Source organism: Fictibacillus barbaricus (assembly GCF_014635025.1).
Classification (GTDB): Bacteria; Bacillota; Bacilli; order Bacillales; family Fictibacillaceae; genus Fictibacillus; species Fictibacillus barbaricus.
The window spans coordinates 85885-109904 of sequence record NZ_BMCE01000002.1 but is presented as its reverse complement, the minus strand read 5'-3'; the positions used below and the strand labels follow the sequence as shown (position 1 = coordinate 109904).

Here is a 24020-nt window from a genome sequence, read left to right as displayed (position 1 = left end):
TTCTTCGTTAAACCAGTTTTTAATATACTTGATTTAAACAGACCAAAAATCCCCTAAATTCAACGTAGAGTTTTTTCTTTTAAGTACTAAGTATAATCCCTCATTGTAGTTCCGTCAGGTTTAGGGTGTAATCGTCGATGAATATTACTTCTTAAAGCGATGGTTCTCCAACCGCATATTAACTTATAGCGTCTATGTAATTTTTTAGGATATAATGTTTATAAAATGGTTAAGACGGCCTTGGAGGAATAAGAATATGAGTGAATTACACCAACTCGGGGAAATAATTATAAACAGAAAGCATGAACTCGCAGAACGAATCCATATGGAACGGATGGCTGGAGTGCTCATGACCCAGTCTCAAAAGGAAGAATTCCAGAAAATCGAGCCACAGATTTTGAGTATGCGAGCTGCATTTATTTCTCTTTTCGGGGAAGCATTAATTAACAATCTAGATCTAAGTTCTTCTATCGAAAAAGTAAAGCGATGGGGTAAAGAGACGGGAGAATACCTGTTTAAGCTGGGAGCTCCCCTTGATGAAGCGTTAAAAGATACGAGTTATTACCGCGAATTAATTTGGAAAGTCCTTAAAGAAGAGGCTATGGCACGAGGCCTGTCGGCTGCTTCCATTTTTGATGTTATTCAAATTTTCGATCCACTTTTGGATCACGCTGTTTATCATTTTAGTTTAAATTATGTTCAATCTTATCAGAAAGTGCTTGAACAAGCAAAGTCAGCATTTCTAGAGTTATCGGTTCCAATTGTTCCTTTAATGAAAGGAACAGGCGTATTGCCTTTAATCGGTAACGTTGATACAGAAAGAGCTAAATTGTTAATGGAGGAGACTTTGAATCAAGCAATAAAATTAAGATTAGAACATTTAATCATAGATGTATCGGGAGTTATGATTATTGATACAATGGTGGCGGATCAATTGTTTAGGGTAATCGATGCGTTATCTTTATTAGGGGTTAAAACAATCCTGACAGGTATTCGTACGGAAGTCGCACAAACCATGGTTTCCTTAGGGCTGAATACCGATAAGTTAAAAGTTAAAGGGAATCTTCACCAAGCATTTATCGAATTACAAAAAGTGTAAAGGAAATAATTAAAAAGAATAGCAGACAAGTTTGAGTTTGATGAAAAATAAAAGGTAAATAAAGTTGTAATTAAGTAGTTTTCTTTTAATTGAACTAACTAAGGAGGATCTCTGATGATCACGAATATAGGAACTGTTGCAGTATATGTTGAGAATCAACAAAAAGCAAAGGAATTTTGGGTAAACAAAGCAGGCTTTGAGGTAATTTCCGAGCACCCAATGGGGCCAGAAGCAGTATGGCTCGAAGTCGCCCCTCAAAATGCTAAAACTCGTTTAGTTATTTATCCAAAGTCAATGATGAAAGACTTCGAGAATAAGAAAGTATCCATTGTATTTGAATGTGATAATGTTTTAGAAACATATGAAAAGATGAAAGCAAATGGAGTAGAATTTAAAGAAGAGCCAAAAGAAATGCAATGGGGTACATATGCACCATTCAGCGATGAAGAAGGTAACGAATTTCTTATAAAAGGTTAATCAAAAGACAGATGTGTTCTTATTCAAGAACTGTCTGTCTTTTTTACTTAATCAATGGATTTTCACAATTAATGGAGAGAACAAGAGATTGAAGAATATAAAACCGGTTGAAGCATAGTGGGTATATGAAACACAAGTAATCACGAAATTTCTATTGAACTGCTCCCTAGGAGGGGAACAGTTCTTTTTTTATATAACACACAAAATATTTACAAATGACATGTGTGCTCTTTTTTTTATATTTCCATGGGCACTATTTTAAAATCAAATTATTCTCTTTATTAGCGGTAGCACTAAAGTGTTATTAATTTACCCTTAGAAGGAAACTATAAGAAGGATGTTGAAATGGTTATAATATCCAAAGTTTTTAAATTTCTATATAAGGAGACAGAAACTATGTCAAATGTAAATCTAGCGGTCATTTATTACAGTATGGGTGGAACCAACTATCAACTTTCAAAATGGGCAGAGGAAGGGGCTAAAGAGGTTGGTGCGGAAGTGAAGGTGTTAAAAGTGCCTGAACTCGCTCCACAATCAGCGATTGAAGGTAATCCTGTATGGAAAGCCCATGTCGAAGCAACTAAGGATGTTCCAGAAGTTAGTTTAAAAGACCTAGAGTGGGCAGATGCCATTATCTTTAGTGTTCCGACTCGCTTTGGCAATATGCCATCTCAGATGAAACAATTCTTAGATACTACAGGGGGCCTTTGGTTTAACGGCAAACTTGTTAATAAAGTTGTGAGTGCTATGACTTCTGCTCAAAATCCTCATGGTGGTCAAGAAGCTACTATATTATCTCTATATACCACTATGTATCACTGGGGTGCGATTGTTGCAACACCAGGTTATACAGATCCCGTTACTTTTGGGGCAGGTGGTAACCCATATGGAACAAGTGTAACAGTAGATCAGAGCGGAAAAATGATTGAGGATGTACAAGCAGCTGTTAAACATCAAGCCAAACGTACAGTGAATGTTGCTGATTGGGTAAAGAAAGGAAATCAGTAAACCCAATCTTAAAGATAAAGGGTGAATTAATGTTTTCAAGGAATACAAAACAGAAAAAGTAATACAATTAGCCATCTAATTTGCATATGAATTAGATGGCTTCTTTCGTATACAATTCACAAAAGCTGTTTATGAGTTCATTTATAGAAAAAGTAGATGAAAATAGTTATTGAACAAACAGCCAAATTGTTGAATAAGAAAATCTCACTAAATTGAAATTTATGGTAAAATAAGGCGAGTTTTTTGTTTTTTTCCTTCTTGACTTCTCTCCAATGAATTATTAATTCTTAAAAGGAGTGTAATTTTTTGAAAAAATATGGATATTCCATTAGTTGGGCTTTAATTGCAATATTTCTAATTGTATCTTGGTTAATTAACAAATAAAGATTCTACAACTTAAGGGTGCATTTCTTCAAGGAGGAGAAGTGCACTTTTATATTGAACTATATGGAAGATTATTGACGAGGTTACAATAAATAAGGAGTGGAATTACAATGACTTTTAATATTTTTTCTTCAATCATTCTTTTCTCATCCTTAACTTACCTTTTTGCAATTAAACATAACAATCAAACTCTTATTTATATTCTCAAACCAGGTACAATGCTCATGATCATTCTTTTGGCACTGACTAGTACTCCTTCGTCCTATGCATGGTGGATTATCATCGGTTTACTTTTGTCATTAATAGGTGACATATTTTTAATGGTCCCTCACGATCGATTCCTCCATGGCCTTGTATCTTTCCTTGTAGCTCATGTTTGTTACATTATAGCCTGCCTTCAAATACAACCCCAGCAAGTGGAGGTGAGTGTATTTTTTACAGTTTGTTTACTAACAGTAGCCCTTCTATTTTTTATTCAATTAGTAAAAGGAAAACGGTTTAAAGGGGGATATCCTCTAATGGTTGCAGTGTTTATTTACGTAGTATTTATTACTAGTATGGTATGGGTTTCTATTTTGACAGAAAATCCATTCATAATAATGGCTGCTTCTCTTTTTTATTTTTCAGATGCAGCACTTGCTTGGGATCGGTTCATTAAACCTCTAAAGTATAGACACTATTTAGTGATGTCTACCTATTTTCTTGCACAATATTTATTTTCTTTATCCATTCATAAGGTAGTTTTATAAAGAAATATAGTTATTTATTAGTAGTCAACAAACAGGCGCATTTCCTCAAGAAGGAGAAATGCAACTTTTTATTGAATTAAAGGACAGTTTAATTGAATATACAATACGGAAGGGAATGATGAAGCATGATGACTTTTATTTTTGTTGTCCTACTATTATTTTTAATCCCAGGTCCTGCTGTTTTTATAACAATATCTCAGACTATTAAAGGTGGTAAGAAGATCGGAATTATTACAGGTCTGGGTATTGCTGTTGGTGATTTAATCCATACTTTCGCGGCAGTTCTTGGGCTTTCTGCAATTTTAATGACTTCTGCATTTGCTTTTGAAGTGGTTAAATATATGGGTGCTGCATACTTAGTTTATTTAGGAATAAGTGCTTTGATTAATAAAACAAAAAAGGTTAAAAAACCTACTGTAGAAACGGTGAATCCTAATGTATCTTTTCGTCAGGCTTTATTGATTGAATTACTAAACCCAAAGACAGCCCTTTTTTTCTTAGCTTTCTTACCGCAATTTGTTCGAAGCGACAGCTACCCAGTTACAATTCAGCTTTTAATACTTGGGCTAACATTTGTACTGATGAGCATAATTTATACAACTTTCATAACATTCCTAACGAGCATAATAGGTCAAAAGTTATTTACTAAAACTAATCAAAGTTTAAAGTGGGTTGGGAAAGCCGTAGCTTTAGTCTATATAGGTTTGGGTTTAAAGTTAGCTTTTGAAACACAAGAATAATAAAGCAATTCCTATTAAAAAGAAACGGAATAAGGGGTGCATTTCTTCAAGAAAGGAGAAATGCTTTTTTATTTAAGAAAAGGTTCTGGGAAGGAAGAGAATCAGTTAGAGAGATAATTTAAGTTATCAATACAAAAATGTTTTAAAAAAAAGCAGCCCCTAAAAAAGAGGGCTGCACGATTTATTAAACTGGACTCTTAAACCCGTTTCTCTGCACATACAAATACAATCCGTAATCCTGCATGACAGAAGCATGCCCTTCCTGCCTTAACATGGCAGCTATATTCCCACGGTGATAGTTGCCGTGAGTGGAGATATGGAAAATCGTTTCGGTTGGCGTGGTGTCTAGGAGGCCAGCGTATGGGTTATCAACAGTGAATACTTTTTCCATATCGTTTTGCTGGATGAAGGCATTGTATCTCTCGCTGAGTTCATTGTACTTCGTTTCCATTTCCACCAGCGTACAGGTCTCAGCCTGCAGCCTTACCTGGTCATTAGCACCCCAGACTTCCTTCATGTCTTTGCCGGACATCACCTCCAACCATAAAGTATCAGTAAGATAAATGTGGATCATCACCATTTGAATAGATGGAAAAATACTTGGCTTCAATTCTTTTTTGTATAAATCCTCTGGTAATTCTTTTAGTCGTTCAAAGATTTTTCCGTTGGCCCAGGTGTGATAATCATACATTTCCTTTACTTGGTTATTCATACGAAAAGCCTCCTCTTACTTGAAAGATTCCTCACCCATTATTATTCAAGTTAAAAACCTATGATTCCTTTAACGAAGGTAAATTCAAAAAAGAGGGCTTTCTAATATATCAATGCAATGTGGATGTCTAAGATGATATTCAACCAAGAGTGAGAAATGCATTTTTTTATTAAAGTAAGTGGCTAGGTTTTTAAAGGAATTATCTATGTACTATCGAAAAGTTAATAATCACATTACTTTTAGGAGAAAAAAATTTATGTATAAACATATGCCTTCTAATTACACTTGTCCTTTTTGTTTGATTGTTAAAGGGGAAGAGGACGAAGATAACAAGTTAGTTCAGACTAAGCAGCAAGATATAATTTATAAAGACAATCACGTAACTGCATTGATCGCTACATTATGGTGGCCGAATAATAAAGGTCACGTGATTATCATACCGAATGATCACTATGAAAATATATTTGATTTACCAATAGATATAGCCACTAGAATTCATACGTTATCCAAGCAGGTCTCTTTTGCACTTAAGGAGTGTTACGAATGTGATGGTATCTCAACAAGACAACATAATGAACCCGGTGGAAGTCAGGATGTTTGGCATTACCACCTGCATGTATACCCTAGATATTTCAATGATAATCTTTATTTGACCCATGGCAGTTTAAGTGATCCCTCTGAACGCTTATCGCATGCTGATAAGCTTAGAGCTTGGTTTCAATCTAATATCATAGTAAATAGTTAATATCCAAGAGATGTTTACTTCTTCAATAAACGAACACGGTTGCTGAGTCTGATAAAGTTGCGAATAAGTCATAGATATAATCATAATTACTCTTTACAAACGGGTTTCACCAAAAGAATGCTTCTTCTAAAACAATAGACCCATCTAATGTATCAACTTTTTATATTTCGCACGTGGTAAAAGACCTGAAAATCAAGTGAAAATAAACCTGCAATTGGTCCCAAATAAATTTAGATTTTCAAACATATTTGTAGTAGCGTTTGTGTTTTCTCCCATTCAGCACGAGAAAATGACAGACGCTATTTTTCTTATTGGAGGGATTTTATTTGAAAAAAGCAAAATGGATCAGTGTACCTATGATTGCAGCATTACTCGTAGTTCCCGTGTATGCGGAAGGAAAAGAAAGCGCTCCTATCAAGAAGTATGTACAAGAAAAGCAACCTGAGGTTTCACTAATCGATCAAAACAAAAATAAGCTCTTTGACAACTTGGAAAAGAAAATAAAAGGAATGAAGGATGAAGATCGGGTTGATGTTATTATCCAATTTGATTCAAGTAAACTTTCAGAAAAAGGAAGTAAAGCATTGGATAAGGCAATTGGCCGTTTTGAGATAAAATATGAATACTCGATCATTGACGGGATGGCAGCAACTCTTTCAAAAAAACAACTGAACAAATTAGCAAAAATACCTTTTGTTAAAACCGCAGAGCTAGATGTTGAGTTCAAAACGACAATGAGTACAGCAAATAAATGGTTTGGTACAGAGAAAGCAAGAACAGATTTCGGATTAAACGGCGACAGAGATGGCAATGCCAATTCTTATACTAAAAATGACGTTACAGTGGCAGTAATAGATACAGGGATCGACGCTTCACATAGAGATTTAGATAATGGAAAAGTAATCGGTTTCAAAGATTTTGTAAATAATCGTACTACAGCTTATGACGATCAAGGACATGGTACACATGTAGCAGGAATTATCGCTGGGGAAGGTGAAGTCACTCCAGCAAATAAAGGAGTGGCGTCAGGTTCTTCGCTTGTAGGCATCAAAGTATTAGATGCAAACGGAAGCGGAAGTATGAGCAATGTAACGGCTGGAATCGATTGGGCGGTACAAAATAAGGATGTTTACGGAATTCGGGTACTAAATTTAAGCCTTGGCACAAGCCAAAGTTCTGACGGAACAGACTCCACTTCAGTAGCTGTAAATAATGCAGTTAATGCTGGCTTGGTTGTAGCAGTAGCTGCTGGAAATTCAGGTCCAGCTCGGTATACAATCGGATCTCCAGGCGCAGCGGATAAAGCAATAACGGTCGGAGCTGCGGCTGATCTAGGAGAGAACGGATTCTTTCTTGCTGATTTTTCAAGTCGGGGATACACCGCTGATAACCGGATCAAACCGGACATCGTCGCGCCAGGCTACAATATTACAGCACCACAAGCTAATTCAACAACAGGTTATGTTGCTTACAGCGGAACAAGTATGGCGACTCCATTTACAGCAGGAACGATCGCTTTGATGTTAGATGCCAATCCAAACCTTACTCCCTCTCAAGTTGCAAACACACTCTATAGTACCGCTATCGATTTTGGACCGGCAGGAAAAGACATCGATTACGGAAATGGCAGGCTCGATGGCTATGAAGCGATCAAAAGTGCGGGAAGCTATAGCGGCACAAACATAACGGTGCCTAATCATTTATTTACATCTGACTCGCTTGCAGGTAAAAGCAAAGCAGATGAGTTCTTGTTAAGCGTGAACACCACTTCCTATCCCATTGCCATCACTACGATAATGCCGAATTGGACATCTAGCTGGTTCTCTTCAAGTCCTGACTTTGACGTGTATGTCTACAATCCTTCTGGGACACTCGTATCGAAAGCTGAAGGGACGAAACGCCAAGAAACCATCAGTTTTAAACCTACTGTAACCGGAAACTATAAGATTAGAGTTTCTTCCTACAGCGGTTCAGGTAATTACTTCTTTGATGTAAGCGCAGGAGCTGTATCCTTAACAAGAACACTGAACCAATAAGAATATTTATTTAGTAGGTTGTGCCTCCATAGCAAATGCTGCGGAGGCATTTTTGTAAGTATGGAAGATCCTTTCAATTACATATCTGTAAAAAGATATGTGTTTTTGAATTGTACCGGTTTGTGAAAGAAGAAATCATTTTTCACTGGGTAAAAACAGAAGGGGAAATTAAGAAGTTATAGAACATATATAATGAATAAAAGAGATTGTTAACTATATTAATCACATAAATAGTATGGAGTGAAAAAGATGTTTTTTCTATTTTGGGGATTTTTAGTTTGGTTAAGTGCTTCTGCGATATTTAGGTTGACTGGTCAATTTTTCTTTATCCTTACTAGTCCAGTTTTATTAATTGTTTCTTATATTCTTGTTATTCCTTTAATAATTGTCCTTACTCTACCTATTTATCGGTGGAAAAAGTTAAATTCAAACCAACAATTAAAAGCAGCTATTTTCATAGCATTACCTGGAATGTTACTTGATACGATCGTTTTAATTTTTTTTTCCGACATTTTTACAAACTTGAAACCAGAGACTGACAGAATATTTGGTTCTTGGTTATTATGGGCATATTCATTAATCCTTCTTTCTGGGTTTTTCTATAAAAAGAAGAAATCTTAATAAATGATATGGAGGGACATGTCCATTTAATAGTTATTTGAAGTTAAAGCGTAGGTAAAATTTTAAAAGCAGTGTCATCCGTTTATGGTGAAATGTGGTTATAATAACGACCTAATGGAAGGAAATGTTATGACTTTTATTATTCAATACACTCTATCTGTTCCTCTTAATAGGGATGTCCAGTATTATCGCTTCAATTGCTTTGAAATTTAAATTAACGTCGTCACAAAAACAAGAGATTTATCAAAATAGTAGTTATAGCTGCTTTTTTAAACTGTTTTTATTCAAACTGGTGCATTTCTCTAAAAAGGAGAAGTGCACTTTTTTGATGAAAAAAATTTTCCTACAACTTACCTACAAATTTTTGTGCTTATTCTCATTAAGGAGGAGTGCATTTTTTATTGAATTAACAATCTCAGTAGAAATCTAAAAATGAAAAGAAAGTAAACCCTCCATTAATATCATTCATCTTTATACAGTTCTTGAATTCTTTAAGAAGGATAAATAAAAATCTATTCTTTATGAATATTTAAATTTCTTAATCTCTATTTAAATAATGATTTGTAGTCCGATAAATTAAAAGGATTAACACCTTAAAAAAGTTTAAGAAATAAGAACGTTATACTTGGAGGAATATTATGTCAGAGAACCAATCAAGATATTCTCGGCTAGCATATATTACAAAGTTGATCAATACAAAACTTGAGTTAAAAGATGTTTTAGAACATGTTGTCTCTGCTATCTCTGAAGAGATCGTACGATGTGACTCTATAGGTATCTATCTCCCTCAGGGTGATGGCACTTTTAAGGGTTTTGTAGGAAAGCCTGATGTTATAAACGGTATAACGTTAGATAAGCTCATCATCGATCCAAACGTTGATCTGTTGGCTAAGGAAGTCTTAGCTACGAAAGAAGCCATCTATATCCCAGATACTTCAAAAGATAACAGGCCAGATCCTGGTCCAATACATGCGTTCAGCATCAAATCGTTATTGTGTGTACCTATCTTCAACGGTGAGGAGACGTATGGACTAGTATTCTTGTTTGATTATGGTGTTCCAATGAATCTATCACAATCTGAGATACAGACCGTTGAGGCTTTTGTTAATATGGCCGCTGTCGCGATTAGAAACGCAAACAGTCTCAACAGAAAAGAAAAACTGCTAAGAGAAAAGCAACTTTTGTTAGATGTTAACAGAGAACTATCCCAATGTTCGACCATGCAAGAAGTCTTAGACAAATGTTTTTATTATGTTGGTAAGGTTCTGGGCAACTCAAATATCGGAGCGCACATCATCGATCCGATCGCAGAAAGAAAATTACGTCCCGCAAGTTTAAGCAAGGAAAGCGATTGGACAGAAGAAGACTGGAAAAAAACACATGGCCAAGTAAAGATCGATTATAAGAAGGATAAACTTTTTCAGGAAGTGATCACGACAAAAAAAGCAGTATATATCCCTGATGTAGACTCTGATCCAAGACCTAACCATGATGCATGCCGGAACTTTGGAATAAAAGGGTTATACATGATGCCACTGGTTGCCATGGGGGAGGTACTCGGAACCATTCCCGTGGTCAATCTAGACGAGAACAATAGTGTCTATTCTGAATGGGATCTTCAACTCGCTCAATCTATTGTGGATGCTACTGCACTTGCTCTATTCAACCTTCTATTCTTTGAAAAACAAGAGATCATCATACAAGAACGTACATCTGAGCTCATGCAAAAAAATGATGAATTAAACGAGGCAGTAAGTCAGCTGAAACGGTTGAGCAGGGAGATCGAACTGATACTCGATTCAGCAGGAGAAGGTATATTTGGATTAGACCTTGAGGGACAGTTTACTTTCTGCAATCCAGCTGCGGCTAGCATGCTGGGGTATGAGTCAAAAGAAGAACTGATCGGCCAATCTTTCAACAAGATCTATAAAAATATGATCCATAATGAAGAAGAGAAGTTTATCCTACCTGAGAACTGCTTGTATACGGATAAACATTTCTTTAAGAAGGATGGAGCTCCTTTTCCGGTAGAGTTCGTCGCATCTTCTATAAAAGAAGAAAATGAAGTTGTAGGTTATGTCATAACCTTCAAAGACAACACGATCCGTAAAAAGATGGAAGAGAAGATTAAATATCATGCTTATTATGACAGTTCAACCAACCTTCCGAACCGGGTCCTATTCAGGGACAAATTAAAACAAGAGCTCCTTCAGGCTAAGTTACATAATGAAAAACTGGCGGTTATGTTTTTGGATCTTGACCGGTTTAAAACAATCAATGATTCCATGGGACATAGTTTTGGCGATGAACTGTTAAGAAAAGTAGCAGAACGTCTTGTATCATTCACACCGAAAGATTGTATGGTCTCTCGTCAAGGGGGAGATGAGTTCACGATCATTCTACCTAAGGTGAGTGATGAGGATGAAGTAAGAAGATTCGCAGAACGAGTCTTGGAGTCCTTCTCAAGTCCTTTTGACTTGGACGGCAACGAAGTCTTTATAAAGACGAGCATGGGTATAAGTTTGTACCCTCGAGACGGCGGCACCTCAGACATTTTAATAAAGAACGCTGATACAGCCATGTATAAAGCAAAAGAATCCTCTGGGGGTAACTACTGTTTCTATGAAAGTGGCATGGACTTCAAATCCCTGGATAGCATAAGGCTAGAAAGTGATCTGAACAAGGCGTTACAGAATGACGAGTTTGTTATCTTCTATCAGCCACAAGTAGATTTACAAAACAAAGAAATAGTCGGGGTTGAAGCTTTATTACGCTGGAACCATCCGACGAGAGGAATGATCTCTCCTTTAGAATTCATCCCTATTGCTGAGGAGACAGGCTTGATTGTACCGATTGGTGAATGGGTTCTCAAGAATGCTTGTAAGCAGATCAAAGAATGGCATGACAAAGGATTTCCAAGAGTCTACTTATCTGTGAACATAGCAGCACAACAGTTTAATCAGAAAACTCTAAGTTCTCTGATCCAACAAACGCTTCATGAGACAGGACTATCATCTGAGTTTCTTGTCCTAGAACTCACCGAGAACGCAATCATTCAAGAAACAGCATCAACATTATGTATCATGAAAAAATTAAAAGAACTAGGTATAAGAATTGCGATAGATGATTTTGGTACAGGTTATTCTTCACTCGGATATCTGAAAAACTTTCCGATCGATATCTTAAAAATTGACCAGACTTTTGTTCAGGATATCGTACAAGACAAGAATAACGCTGCTATCACGAATACCATCATCTCTTTAGCACAGAACTTGAACTTAAATGTAATTGCAGAAGGTGTAGAGACACATGAACAAATCAACTTTTTATTATCGAACGGATGTTCCTTTATGCAAGGTTACTATTTTAGTCCCCCTGTGTGCAAAGAAGAGGTAGAAAATTTATTTCTTTCCTCTAAGAAAATTTAAAAGGAGAGTGATTTGTTTGAAGGCAGTTCGATCGATATTAAAATTTTTAAGATTAGGTGGTGTTGAGTACGTTTTTGGGATACCGGCGGGTTCAGTCAATGCTTTTTTCGATGAACTTTATGATATGCCGGAAATCAAACCCATCATTACGAAACATGAAGGAGCTGCTTCATACATGGCGGCTTCTTATGCAAAGTACTCAAACTCTTTAGGGGTTTGTATAGCTAGCAGCGGCCCGGGTGGGACGAACTTAATAACAGGTGCTGCGAACGCAATGAGGGAACATCTTCCGGTCCTGTTTCTCACAGGAGCTGTGCCAGTAAACACAGAGGGCCTGAATGCTTCACAAGAACTCGATGCGGAGCCTTTGTTCCGACCTGTCACAAAATACAGTGTGACCGTAAAAGATTCGAGGGTGCTTCTAAATGAGGTAGCAAAAGCGGTGGAGATTGCTTTATCAGGTGTTCCTGGCCCTGTCCATGTAGCCATGCCGATAGATGTTCAACTTGACAATGTTACTCAAACCGATTTACCGTCTTTCCCGATAAGAGAGGTCTTAGTCCCTGAATCTTCAGTTATTAAAAATGTGGCGAAAATGCTTCATGAATCAGATGGCGGTTATATCTTTATCGGTCAGGGGATAAGGGGGTCTGTAGAGTTATTAATGGAACTTGCAGAGTTGCTTCAATGGCCGATTCTATCGACCCCTCAGGCAAAAGGCTTCATACCAACAGATCATCCCCTAAATAAGGGAGTGTTTGGCTTTGCGGGTCATGAGAGTGCGTCCCAACTGATAAACGATGGGGACGGTCGAACGCTTTTGGTGATCGGTTCAAGCCTTGGAGAAACAGCTACTAACAACTGGAACATGAACCTAACAAGAAACAGGAAGGTTATTCAGATCGACAACGATCAAACAGTCTTTAATAGAAAATATCAAGTCGATCTTCCTGTCCTAGGGGACGTTGATGTAAGTTTAAATGTCTTGAACGAGGAATTAAGGCGACTTGGCATGGAAGGAACACCGATCGAATGGAGAGCAAAAAAGGAAAGGCAATCGGATGGAGATTACAACACACAGAACGTACTGTTAAGATTACAAGAATACCTTCCGAAAACAAACCGGTATACGATCGATATCGGTGAGTTCATGTCGTACGTCATACACCATATGAAAGTTTTCAATTCTGATACTTTTGATATCAATGTTCATTTTGGAGCAATGGGAAGCGGTATCAGTGCTGCTTTAGGTTCGAAACTCGCTCAACCAGACCGTCCGGTAACCTGCATAACAGGGGATGGCTGTTTCTTTATGCACGGTATGGAAGTGTTAACCGCAAAAGAATACAATCTGCCTATCCTATTCGTGGTCATAAACAACGCTCGGCTCGGTATGGTTTATCATGGTCATACCCTTCAGTATAATCGTTCACACCCGAGTTTCGAACAGGAGCCAACAAACTTATCAAAAATGGCAGAGGCTCTTGGGATTCCAAGTGTCCGGGTGGAAAGGTTAGATGAGATTAACATCGATCTATTTAGTTCTTTAGAAAGTAAAAAAGGGCCCTCTATATTAGAGATCGTTTTAACAGATAATAATGTTCCGCCAATGGGAGACAGGGTTAAGTTTCTCTCTTCGTTTGGAAAGTGATAAGGGTTGTTTGCGACAATACTCTAATAAGTTAGCATTTCAGCAAGGATACAACCAAAAAAGCAGTGAGATTTTGTAATCCACTGCTTTAATGTTGGTGCTTAAACGAAGATGCCCGAATTTTTGAACACCTTTTTTAAAATTATTATCTAGAAGAGAACTTAAGTGCAATTAAAGCCCTCTCATCTGTGAAGGGCTTTTTGTATGTCAGTTACTTTTTTTCATCTCCGGTGAGCTCTTTTTTTATTCAGCAAACGGGCTAGATATTAAGTGCAAGTATAACTTGCTAGCAAGACCAAAATCTAGATTTTTATGAGTTTAATAGATTGTGTTTTTCTCTCTGAAATTCCTCTTCGGTAAGGTAGCCCTGTTCTTTTAATTTTGCTAGTTTTTCAAGTTGTTCAGCGTTATTTTTAGTAGACCTTCGATAGTCTGGAGTAATCAAAACCAAGATTTGATTTTGATGGATACGCTCAAGTATTCGGTATCCTTGATCCGAGGCAGTTGCAATCCCCTCATGGTTTGGTTTGCAATAACTACCTGCCTTACATGTGCCATCATCACGAACTAGAAGTTTTCCTATTAAACCAACTGCAACCCATTCCGGTCTTTTGGAGCGTGGGATATATTCCTTAGAAGAGTCCCATTTAGGGTTCAATACCGGCCTATACTCTAATCTCTCCGGTACGATCAAATAGCCACCAGCATCTGATGTTGAAGGAACGGTTATGGTTTCGTACTTCATTTCTCCCCATTCGGTAGTTAAGTACTTATGCTTCCATCTTAGCTCTCCACTATCGGCCAAGAAAGCCGGCTTTGCGCTTGTAATGCCCAATATATAATCGTCTTGACCATTCGCTATGCGCACTTTATTCTCTTCCAGCGTGACGAAATAGCCGAATTCGATCGCTTTCCCATCAGTCGTTTCGAACATTTCTGCATAATCTGCTGCCGGGCTAGTTACCGTTCCGTCAATTTTAATGTTGCCGTTGCTTAATATTTTAGCGGCCAAACCCGGAGTCGAGGCATCGATACCATTAGCAAGGTACCACGAGTACGGCAGCTCGTTTGCAGCACCGAATTTACCCATGACATGAACCCCTTCCAAAGAATTCGCATTCGTCGCTTGTCCCTCTGTGTGGGAAAAAAATCCGGAAGCAACCGTGTTTACTCCCTCCGCGTGCGAAGTAAATCCACTGGCAATGTTAAGAGCGCCTTCGGCATGAGAGTTTTGGCCGAGCGCTTGAGTCTGATTTCCTTCTGCATGGGAAAGATCGCCGGAAGCGACGGTGCGCTGCCCCTCCGCATGCGCAAAAATGCCGCTAGCTACTGTCAAGTTTCCTTCCGCGTGAGACGCTCTTCCGCTTGCTTCCGTCTGGTCGCCTTCAGCATGCGAAGATTCTCCAAGAGCCATCGTACCCTGTCCTTCCGCATGAGAAACAAGCCCGGTAGCGACCGTATTTTCTCCCTCTGCATGGGACGCAATGCCAGAGGCTGTTGTCAGATTTCCCTCAGCATGAGAAGCCATTCCACTTGCCGTTGTTGATGCTCCTTCGGCATGGGAATACAAGCCGTTTGCTTTTGTTTGTCCTCCTTCGGCATGAGAGGCGTCTGCATTAGCCTGTGTGTCATATCCCTCGGCATGTGACGCAGAACCATTTGCCCTTGACTGGAAACCTTCAGAATGGGCTGCACCTGCATTGGTTTGGGTTTGGTATCCCTCTGTATGAGAAGCAAAACCATTCGCTATCGTGCTGGATCCTTCGGCTTCTGAGCAAGCTCCAATTGGATTTTGATTACATCCGTTTGACATTTTCAATCTCTTCCTTTTTAAAATTTATAAGTTTATAAAAACTCGGGCGTTACGAGTTCTAACATTAAAACAATAAACGAAAACAAGGCTTCTTTTATTGAAGTTATTCTACCTCTACTGCCACGAACAGAGAGAAGCTATTAAAATAAAATGAGTACGTTGCCCTAGTTAATAGACAAAATTGGAATTATCCAATAATCACTAGAATACAGCAGGATTGTAAAATCAATAAGGAAAATCGTTGCTTATATTAGTCTGTCATCACTATACAGTGTAGGAAAGTTCCTATTAATTAAGTTATGTTCAAAAAAAACATTTGTATAGACAAACTCATTAGGTTAAAGGTTTCTGGGTAAGAATCCAGGAGACTCTGATGCTAATACAAATGGAGTCTCTCCAAGTTCTTCATAGCTTTATCTTTAATATTGATTGAAGTTCTTTCTGAGGAGTTAAAAATTGTGAAAGAAGGTTGATATTTTTTCAACTAATTTAAGAAGGAGATCTGCATCTTTTTATTGAACAAAAGGCAGTAATGTGGAACAAGGAAATGTGAATAATTTTACTAAATAGAAATATGTTAAAAATAAGAAAATATAAATAGGGGGGGATTAAGTAATGAGATTATATTTAGATATTTTTGAAAATGACCAACCAGCTATTCATTCCTAAGTCGAGGGATGAATAGTAAATATAAAAGTCATGCCTCGTCTTAGGGAAAGTTCTATTAAAATTCCCTTAAAAAAGACGGAAGTATTATTGATGAAGCAAAATTTTATTGGAGCAATTTGTTTATCATTAGCCGCAAGTATGTGGGACGGTATGTATGTAGTCAGTAAATATGTATTAGATTATATTCCGCCTTTAACGTTAGTATGGGTGCGGTATGTTATAGCATTTGTTTTTTTGTTTGTTGTTTTAAAAATGATTCATATAAAAAATGGTAATCGTACAGTTATTAAGAAAAGTGATTGGTTACTATTAGCTTGGATTGGTTTTATTGGCTACTTCGTTTCTATTGCTTTTCAATTCATTGGTACAAAATTATCTGATGCACACACTGGAGCTTTGATTACATCGGCTACACCAGCTTTTATTGTAGTCTTTGCAAGATTAATATTAAAGGAAAAACTGACCGTTAGAAAGATTACTTCAGTTTTTTTAGCAACATTAGGTGTTGTTATTGTAATTGGTTGGGATACAAAGGTGGGAACCTACTTAGTAGGATGTATCATATTGGTGGGAGCGGCAATTACTTGGGCGTTATTATCAGTCTATGTAAAGGTTGCTTCTAAACGTTTTTCATCATTAACGATAACGACTTATGCGGTATTATTTGCACTTGTTTTTACTACGCCCGCAATGATATGGGAACTTCAATCTAATGATGTATATTATCAAAACATTTTAATCATTTTCGGTGTTATTTATCTTGGGGTAGTTTCAACTGCTGGAGCATTTTTTCTTTGGAATAAAGGTATGGAATTAATGGATGCAGGAATAGGCTCATTGTTTTTCTTTTTCCAGCCACTTGTAGGTTCTTATTTAGGTTGGCTCTTGTTAAAAGAAAAGTTAGACGTGAACTTTTTTATTGGTAGTTTCTTAATTATGACAGGTGTTGTTATAGTAACCTTACAAAAGAAAAAATCTATGTAAAAGCAGGAGGGCAGAATTTTTCTGTCCTCTTTTGTTATTCAACTAACGTGTGCATTTCTTCAAAAATAAAAGATGAATGACATTGATGTATATTTTTGACGAATATTTTTAACGGAAGAATGGAGGGAGAGTAACAAGGAATTTGTATTACGATAGTAACGGTCACGAGCATACAGGGATAGTGCTGATGAAAATCTGTCAAATTTTCCTTTTTACTAATTAAACGGGGGATTATTGGATAAGCCATTTGTTACAACAAGAAAAAAGAGCTTTGAGACTCTAATCCAAGCTCTTTTTTCCAGTCTTCGTTTTTAAACTAAACATCCGTAACTAAGGGATTGCATAAACTTCGACTGTAAAGCTTTCCCCATCCGTGTTTTTTGGTCTAGCGATATAAAATTCATCACTTGTTTCAATTTCCGTTACGGAGCCATCATGAAGGTCATAGAAAATAGTTTCATCAATGCCAAAACTATCGTCATGCATGATATCGAATCGTGCATCAGTAGGTCCGTCAATAATTTTCCACTGTAATTTGGTCGCATAGGACGGTATGTTTTTAATAGAGAAGTTATCACTTGAGCGGTTGTCTTGCCCTTCCTGAGGTTCACCTTCAGAACGGATCGTCGCTATTTTCTCCGGTGCTTCGACTTCTACGTGAAAAGGATCATAGTCTAAAATGCGGTCATATGCGTACCAGGTTCCAAGCCAATTTCCTGAAGCACTATTCGATTCCTCTGAAATGAGTCTGATTGAAAAATTGTCTGATCCATTTGTGGATGAACCTTGCCAGGTTGAAGCAAACGGGTACTCGTCACACTGCTTGCCAGTTCGGTCGTCATCTTTAAATTCCCGGTTGCAAGCACTTCTTGTCTTCGCTCGGTTTTGGGCGTATTCTTCTGGATGACGTTTCGTATACATTCGTTTCAGTGGGGCGTCACCTACTGCTCCGGGAATTTGTTTTCCTATCATCTGAGGTTTCGTTTGTTCTGGGTTATCCATTGCGGATTTCCAATGCTGCCCAGCTTCAGATAACATCGAAAATTCAGGTTTTGTGATCGGAACATTAAAGATTGGCGTCGCTTTGTTGAATACAGCACCTTGCCAGAAATGTTGATCAGGGAAGGCGAACATGTAACTCGCTGAATCGAAACGCACCGTTTGTTTAATGCCATCAATGGTTTTTGTGAATTTTCTTGGTGCATGCTTTATGGTGAGCTCTGGCCAAAAATCCATGTACCCTAAACGATCAGGATTGCTATCTGTTGCCGGAGGTGCATCTGAGAGGAAAATTTCAGTTCCGAAGTTCGTGTTTTTCCATTGGGCAATCGTTCTTTCAGTAGGTGGCGTATCAGGATCAGGCTTACAGTCACCCGGGTTCAGTTTTGCTTCACATACGATATTTACTTCTAGCTTAGCTCCGTTAAGCGAAGGATCGGTCACAAGGATATCTTCGATGGTATAAAAAACTCTCATTTTCCGGCTTTGATTGGAACCGTACCCTATTTCAGTGAATTGGAATTGGACTCCTTCGTAAAAACATACACCGAGATAACATTTTACCGGTATTTCATAAGTTGCTACATGGGACCAACAGAAAGAATAACGATTTTTAATAAACCCTGATTCTGAACCACTTCCTGGGCCTTGCTGGCATTCTTCAGAGGTTAGGATGTGATCATAATCGAATTCCGGTGGTACCCAGCCCTGTGTAGTTTTCAACGGCGGCCGCATATCTACTTTGTATGTTGCCTTACTTTGTTGGGCTTGCCTTCTCAATTCTTCTAATGTCTGAAATCCTTCCTTTTTCTGTAGCTGATCTTGCTTGATTCCAAACTCTCCTATGGACTTCCCTTGCTTCATAAGCTCGGTTGCTTTTTCAATTTTGTCTTTGTCATATGGGAGCCAGTATCCTCCACCGTTGGTAGCAGCTTGGGCTTGTAAGGGAGTCATGAAACCTGAGGCTAAAAAAAACAGAAGGATAACTGGAATAAAATGTTTGTATACCCTGGACAATAAAATTCCTCCTCATTTTTGGATTAGAGTACTCTTACAACAAATGGACTAAATCATTATGATGTTTGCTATCTAAATCGCTGTAAGATTACTACATAAAAAATTTACTTACAATACATTCCAAGGTAAATAATGCTATCAACCTATATTTTTTTACTAAAACATATTTAAATAGGAAAATGGTGACCGATTCGTTGGACCTGATAAATTTTTAAGGTGATGTCCTATGATTTATCATTTTGAACTTTCCTTTATAGCAGACCATTACTAAACTAAAGAGCAGCATTCCAGTATTGAGTTATTTCACAAACGGGTGCATAAGTTGAAGATCAAAAGAGCTGTTCAAGCTGCTAATTTTTATTGAATAGGCTAACCAGATCGAACTGGTTAACCTTATAATACGAACAGGCCAGATTGTTGAGTAACATTTTGACTTTATAAAGTATTTGGTGCCTTGATTACTGGAAATTCTGGTAGTATTTTATATAGAGAATGGAAGAGCTTCCAGTTCAGGGGGAGTCATCTTTTGCCACAGCAAAGAATCATTTGAGCATTTACCCGAAAGAGACAATGGTGAATTTTGACGATGAAATCGCCCAAGCTGGCTACAGCGCTTCTTCAAGCTTGTTCCGAATTCAATGGATTGAACCAGTTAATTACGAATTGCAAGAGAAGATATTTGAATTTAAAATCAAAGATAGGCTGAGAATTCAAATTTTTGGCGGCAATAGCATAATATCGAAGGAGGAAAACATGGAAGTTTTTGCAAAATATTTAGCAGGTATCGATAACCCTGACCACCGCGACCGAACAGGGGAAATTTTGAGGTGGGTTGCTAATAAGTTCCCAAATTTGGAACCGCAAATCAAGTGGAATACGCCAATGTTTTCCGATCACGGCACATTTATCATCGGCTTTTCCACAGCGAAGCATCATTTGAGCGTTTCACCCGAAGAAGTAGGCATTGCTCACTTTGCCGATGACATTGCACAAGCTGGCTACAGTGCTACCAAAGGCTTGTTTCGAATTCCGTGGAATGAGCCGGTAAATTACGAATTGCTTGAGAAAATGATTGAATTTAATATTCAAGATAAAGCAGAATATACGAATTTTTGGCGGAAATAATACATCACGCCTGCCTTAAAAATTGCGGTTAAGAGTTGAAGAAGGAATGAACTGTCACTTTAAAACTATTCGTTTTGATTTCACAACAGGCAGTTGGACATACTTATTTAGGATAAAAAAATGGACAAACATTAACTCGTCACAGACATACATGCGGAAGTGTAATTTGATTTAACATTCAGGGTCAATGGCGATATGCAGAGGCCAATATTTTGATGAAGAAGACCAAGTGATTGGACAAGATGATATTTTTTCAGTTTAAAATCGTTATTGTGATTTTTGCGATAAATATAATATTCCAATCCGTTAAGATTTGCTGTATTAAGAGTAAGGGATAAAGAAATCTGCTGGTGGTTGATGTTCAACTATCGGGTGCGATTGCAGCAAAATGTTATAGCTCATCGATTGATGCTGAGTAATAGTATTTTTTGAATATTTAAGCCGCCAAATCGGGCGGCTTTTTTATTATTCAGCAAACGAGCACGAAACGAAAGAGAAGAAAACTTGGAATACATAGTCTTATGTTTGTATGACCAAACTAAAAGAAATGATGAAAACATGAGTACGAAGGAACGGAAGAAGAGAGGGTGTGTATGAATTTTTTTAAGAAAAAGAAAAAGGAAAAAAAGATCTCATTCGAGCAAGCCCAAACAGACAAAGGCAACCATACTGACCTTTTGCTTAAAGACCTCAATAAAAACATTGAAAACATCAAGCTATTAGTAGGTAATAGTAGCGACATCGTGGTTAGAGAGTTTCAAATCGATCTACCGCAAAGTATAAAGGCCTGTATTTTTTATACCGATGGACTGGTCGATACAAATTCTATCCAAAACTTTATTATGGAATCGCTATTATCGAGTGACCATGCCGAGAAGACACGAACAATCACCTCAAAACATGATGTTCTGTCCTTTCTAAAAGAGCATATTTTAAAGGTCGGAGATATACAGGAGGTTACAAGTTTCCGTTCTCTATTAACTCCCCTTCTATCAGGAGACGTCATTCTTTTACTGGATGGCTGTACGCAGGGGCTGAAAATCGGGATGCGTGGCGGAAAAGACCGGGGTGTCACAGAAGTCACAACGGAAACCGTCGTCAGAGGTCCTAAAGAGGGATTTACAGAGAACCTACGTACTAATACGGCATTGATCCGAAGAAGGATCAAGACACCGAAACTATGGCTCGAGACCAAAAAGATTGGCAAGGAGACCCAAACCGATGTAGGTATTATGTATATAAATGGAATCGTAAATGACGAAGTCCTAAAAGAAGTACACGAGCGCCTGGATCGAATCGATATCGATGGAATCCTTGAGAGTGGTTATATTGAAGAAATGATTCAGGATGAGACATACAGTCCTTTTCCAACCGTCTATTATTCAGAACGACCCGATGTCATCGCAGCTGAGCTGTTGGAAGGCAAAATTGCTATATTGGTGGACGGAACGCCAATCGTACTGGTTGTGCCCGCCCTGTTCGTATCTTTTATCCAGTCGCCAGAAGATTACTATCAACGGGCTGACATCAGCACCATGATCCGCCTGGTCCGTTTCCTTTCTATCTTTATCGCTCTGCTCGCACCATCCTTATATATCGCCATCACCACATTCCATGCAGAGATGTTGCCGACTGGACTTCTGATTAGTTTGGCCGCTCAACGTGAAGGAGTCCCTTTTCCGGCGTTCATTGAAGCCCTAATGATGGAAACCGCGTTTGAGATCTTGCGGGAAGCGGGTCTACGGATGCCAAAAGCTATCGGTTCTGCGATCTCCATTGTAGGTACACTTGTAATCGGTACCGCAGCCGTAGAAGCGGGGATCGTGTCTGCGGCCATGGTAATCGTCGTGGCGATGACAGCCATCTCAAGCTTTGTGCTTCCTGCCTTCACCTTGTCTATGTCCATCCGAATGTTACGGTTTCCGATGATGGTGTTAGCTGCCTCATTCGGCCTGTTCGGGATATTTGTAGGATTCATTGCACTGGTTCTCCATCTGTGCACCCTTCGCTCGTTCGGTGTTCCGTATATGAGTCCAATGGGTCCCCATATACGCGAAGACATGAAGGATACATTCTTTAGAGTACCTCGATGGGCAATGGTCTCCCGTCCACGTCTTATCAGTCAAAGAAACAATAGACGCGAGAATGTCCAGGCTCCAAAGCCCCAAAAAGAAGGAAATGAGTGACGGAAACATCTAAATTAATATTTAATTTATGAGATAACTGGAGATCATATTTTTTATCGATAGAGAAGGGAGTAGTCGTTATGGCAGTTGTAGGCATCCTTATCATATCCGCCGTGATTATCGCGATTGATGTCCCACCTCTTGTTAGGAAAAAAAGGAAGAAGGAACTTGCGATTTTTTCGTCTCTGCTCCTATTTGGGACCGCATTAAGTATAGCACTGGCGCGAGGTGTCCAGATCCCAAACCCATTGGATTTTATCACCTGGATCTTTAAACCGTTCTCAGAACTTATCGTGAAGATAGGGTAAGGATCTTTTAGCGATCCTGGCATCTTTATTAGAAGGAAGAATGGATGATTCATTTTTGTTTAAGACGGAATATTATAAGAGTCCTTTAAGGAGGATAGGAAAGAGTGGGGTAGATTAAGTTGATAAATGAAAAAATCAACGTGCATCAATTTCTTGTTCTAGTAACGTTATTCACGATAGGAACTACCATCTTAGTGGTGCCATCAGGGTTAGCTGCCGCAGCAAAACAGGACGCCTGGATTGTTTCCATAGTAGGAACCGGAATCGGTTTTATCGTGATCGGTATTTATCATGCTCTAGTTCGCAGCTATCCGGAGATGACAATCATTCAGATGAACGAAAAACTGTTTGGAAAATGGATCGGTAAAATTGTTTCTCTAATTTTCATCTCATTACCATTCATCTATACGTCCATACTTATGATTTACAACGGGAGCTTTCTTACCTCGCATATCATGCCCGATACACCACTTCCGGTCTTAACCATGTTGATGATGGTCATCGTAGCGATGGGAGTGCGCCTCGGGATCGAAACGATCGCTCGTTCAGGTGAGATCTTCCTAGTTTTCTTCTTTATCCTTTTTGCCTTTCTTGTCATCTTTGTTTCGCCAAACATCGAGTTTGAGAACATACAGCCTGTATTCGAGTCAAAGATAAACACCATATTTGGTGCTTCAATTAACTTAGTCGTCACATCGACCATTAATTCTGTGATCTTATTGATGATCTTTCCTTTAGTTACTCGGTATAAAGATGCCATAAAATCCTTCTATATTGGAAACTTCATCGGGGGAGCGGTCATCATTGTCATCACCTTGTTAAGTATTTTGGTCCTAGGAGCAGACTCGACAGCAAGACAAGCATATCCTAGTTTTATACTCGCCAGAAGAATAAACGTGGGTAACTTTGTCCAACGGACGGAGGGCGTGATTGCGGTCATGTGGTTTATAACGATCTACTTTAAGATGGTACTCTACTTTTTTGCATCCGTCCTAGGTGTTTCCCAAATTTTTAATTTGAAACATTACCGGCCTCTAACCTTACCTATGGCGTTAATCGTTGGAGCTCTATCAATACTCATGTTTGAAGACGTCGTCAAGCAGCAGAATTTTGATGTTAAGGCTTCGATTCTTTATTCCATCACAGTAGGCCTTTTCATACCGCTGTTATTATTGCTGGTACATGCGATACGGAAGAGAAAAAATGAGAATAAGGATGATCCTCAATTGATACAAAAGCGCGAATAGCCATATTAAGAATGAAAAGGTG

General features: G+C 38.3%; 18 protein-coding genes. 15 read left to right on the top strand and 3 right to left on the bottom strand.

Features of this window, described 5'->3' with window-relative positions; all coding sequences use genetic code 11:
• Nucleotides 1-256: 256 nt before the first annotated feature.
• The 5 genes from IEV52_RS09915 (at nt 257) to IEV52_RS09895 (ending at nt 4457) form a co-directional block, all read left to right on the top strand.
• Complete coding sequence (locus tag IEV52_RS09915) at nt 257-1099, top strand: STAS domain-containing protein (protein WP_188402404.1); 843 nt, start codon at nt 257-259, stop codon at nt 1097-1099.
• A gap of 114 nt (nt 1100-1213) precedes the next feature.
• Complete coding sequence (locus IEV52_RS09910) at nt 1214-1576, top strand: VOC family protein (protein WP_188402403.1); 363 nt, start codon at nt 1214-1216, stop codon at nt 1574-1576.
• Between the two features lie 396 nt (nt 1577-1972).
• Nucleotides 1973-2584: an NAD(P)H:quinone oxidoreductase gene (gene wrbA / locus IEV52_RS09905; protein ID WP_188402402.1), complete on the top strand. Its 612-nt coding sequence runs from the start codon at nt 1973-1975 to the stop codon at nt 2582-2584.
• A 494-nt stretch (nt 2585-3078) separates the two neighbouring features.
• On the top strand, nt 3079-3717 hold the full coding sequence (locus IEV52_RS09900; protein WP_188402401.1) for a lysoplasmalogenase: 639 nt from the start codon (nt 3079-3081) through the stop codon (nt 3715-3717).
• A 125-nt stretch (nt 3718-3842) separates the two neighbouring features.
• Nucleotides 3843-4457: a LysE family translocator gene (locus tag IEV52_RS09895; RefSeq protein WP_188402400.1), complete on the top strand. Its 615-nt coding sequence runs from the start codon at nt 3843-3845 to the stop codon at nt 4455-4457.
• A gap of 184 nt (nt 4458-4641) precedes the next feature.
• Here the strand turns inward: IEV52_RS09895 and IEV52_RS09890 are convergent, their stop codons facing one another.
• Nucleotides 4642-5169 (bottom strand): DinB family protein, encoded by a 528-nt coding sequence (locus IEV52_RS09890; protein ID WP_188402399.1) that lies wholly within the window; start codon nt 5167-5169, stop codon nt 4642-4644.
• A gap of 256 nt (nt 5170-5425) precedes the next feature.
• Between IEV52_RS09890 and IEV52_RS09885 the strand changes: the two genes are divergently transcribed.
• The 5 genes from IEV52_RS09885 to IEV52_RS09865 all read left to right on the top strand — a co-directional run bounded on the left by IEV52_RS09885 (nt 5426) and on the right by IEV52_RS09865 (nt 13650).
• On the top strand, nt 5426-5914 hold the full coding sequence (locus tag IEV52_RS09885) for an HIT family protein (protein ID WP_188402398.1): 489 nt from the start codon (nt 5426-5428) through the stop codon (nt 5912-5914).
• A 326-nt stretch (nt 5915-6240) separates the two neighbouring features.
• Entirely contained in the window at nt 6241-7950 is a 1710-nt protein-coding gene (locus IEV52_RS09880; protein WP_229754253.1) for a S8 family serine peptidase, read from the top strand.
• 249 nt (nt 7951-8199) lie between these two features.
• A complete protein-coding gene (locus IEV52_RS09875; RefSeq protein ID WP_188402397.1) occupies nt 8200-8571 on the top strand; it encodes a DUF5367 domain-containing protein in 372 nt (123 codons plus the stop codon).
• A 638-nt stretch (nt 8572-9209) separates the two neighbouring features.
• A complete protein-coding gene (locus tag IEV52_RS09870) occupies nt 9210-11999 on the top strand; it encodes a bifunctional diguanylate cyclase/phosphodiesterase (RefSeq protein ID WP_188402396.1) in 2790 nt (929 codons plus the stop codon).
• A 16-nt stretch (nt 12000-12015) separates the two neighbouring features.
• Nucleotides 12016-13650, top strand: a complete 1635-nt coding sequence (locus tag IEV52_RS09865) for a thiamine pyrophosphate-binding protein (RefSeq protein WP_188402395.1) — start codon at nt 12016-12018, stop codon at nt 13648-13650.
• A gap of 310 nt (nt 13651-13960) precedes the next feature.
• Here IEV52_RS09865 and IEV52_RS09860 read toward each other — a convergent pair whose 3' ends face one another.
• Nucleotides 13961-15463: a peptidase G2 autoproteolytic cleavage domain-containing protein gene (locus tag IEV52_RS09860; RefSeq protein ID WP_188402394.1), complete on the bottom strand. Its 1503-nt coding sequence runs from the start codon at nt 15461-15463 to the stop codon at nt 13961-13963.
• A 759-nt stretch (nt 15464-16222) separates the two neighbouring features.
• Between IEV52_RS09860 and IEV52_RS09855 the strand changes: the two genes are divergently transcribed.
• Nucleotides 16223-17116 (top strand): DMT family transporter, encoded by an 894-nt coding sequence (locus IEV52_RS09855; protein ID WP_188402393.1) that lies wholly within the window; start codon nt 16223-16225, stop codon nt 17114-17116.
• A gap of 330 nt (nt 17117-17446) precedes the next feature.
• Here the strand turns inward: IEV52_RS09855 and IEV52_RS09850 are convergent, their stop codons facing one another.
• Nucleotides 17447-19132, bottom strand: a complete 1686-nt coding sequence (locus tag IEV52_RS09850) for a NucA/NucB deoxyribonuclease domain-containing protein (RefSeq protein ID WP_188402392.1) — start codon at nt 19130-19132, stop codon at nt 17447-17449.
• A 753-nt stretch (nt 19133-19885) separates the two neighbouring features.
• Between IEV52_RS09850 and IEV52_RS09845 the strand changes: the two genes are divergently transcribed.
• The 4 genes from IEV52_RS09845 (at nt 19886) to IEV52_RS09830 (ending at nt 23998) form a co-directional block, all read left to right on the top strand.
• Nucleotides 19886-20257: an iron chaperone gene (locus IEV52_RS09845; protein ID WP_188403864.1), complete on the top strand. Its 372-nt coding sequence runs from the start codon at nt 19886-19888 to the stop codon at nt 20255-20257.
• 593 nt (nt 20258-20850) lie between these two features.
• Nucleotides 20851-22443, top strand: coding sequence for a spore germination protein (locus IEV52_RS09840; protein ID WP_188402391.1), 1593 nt, complete (start codon nt 20851-20853; stop codon nt 22441-22443).
• 80 nt (nt 22444-22523) lie between these two features.
• Nucleotides 22524-22751: a hypothetical protein gene (locus IEV52_RS09835; protein WP_188402390.1), complete on the top strand. Its 228-nt coding sequence runs from the start codon at nt 22524-22526 to the stop codon at nt 22749-22751.
• Nucleotides 22752-22870: 119 nt separating this feature from the next.
• Complete coding sequence (locus tag IEV52_RS09830) at nt 22871-23998, top strand: GerAB/ArcD/ProY family transporter (RefSeq protein WP_188402389.1); 1128 nt, start codon at nt 22871-22873, stop codon at nt 23996-23998.
• Nucleotides 23999-24020 lie beyond the last annotated feature (22 nt).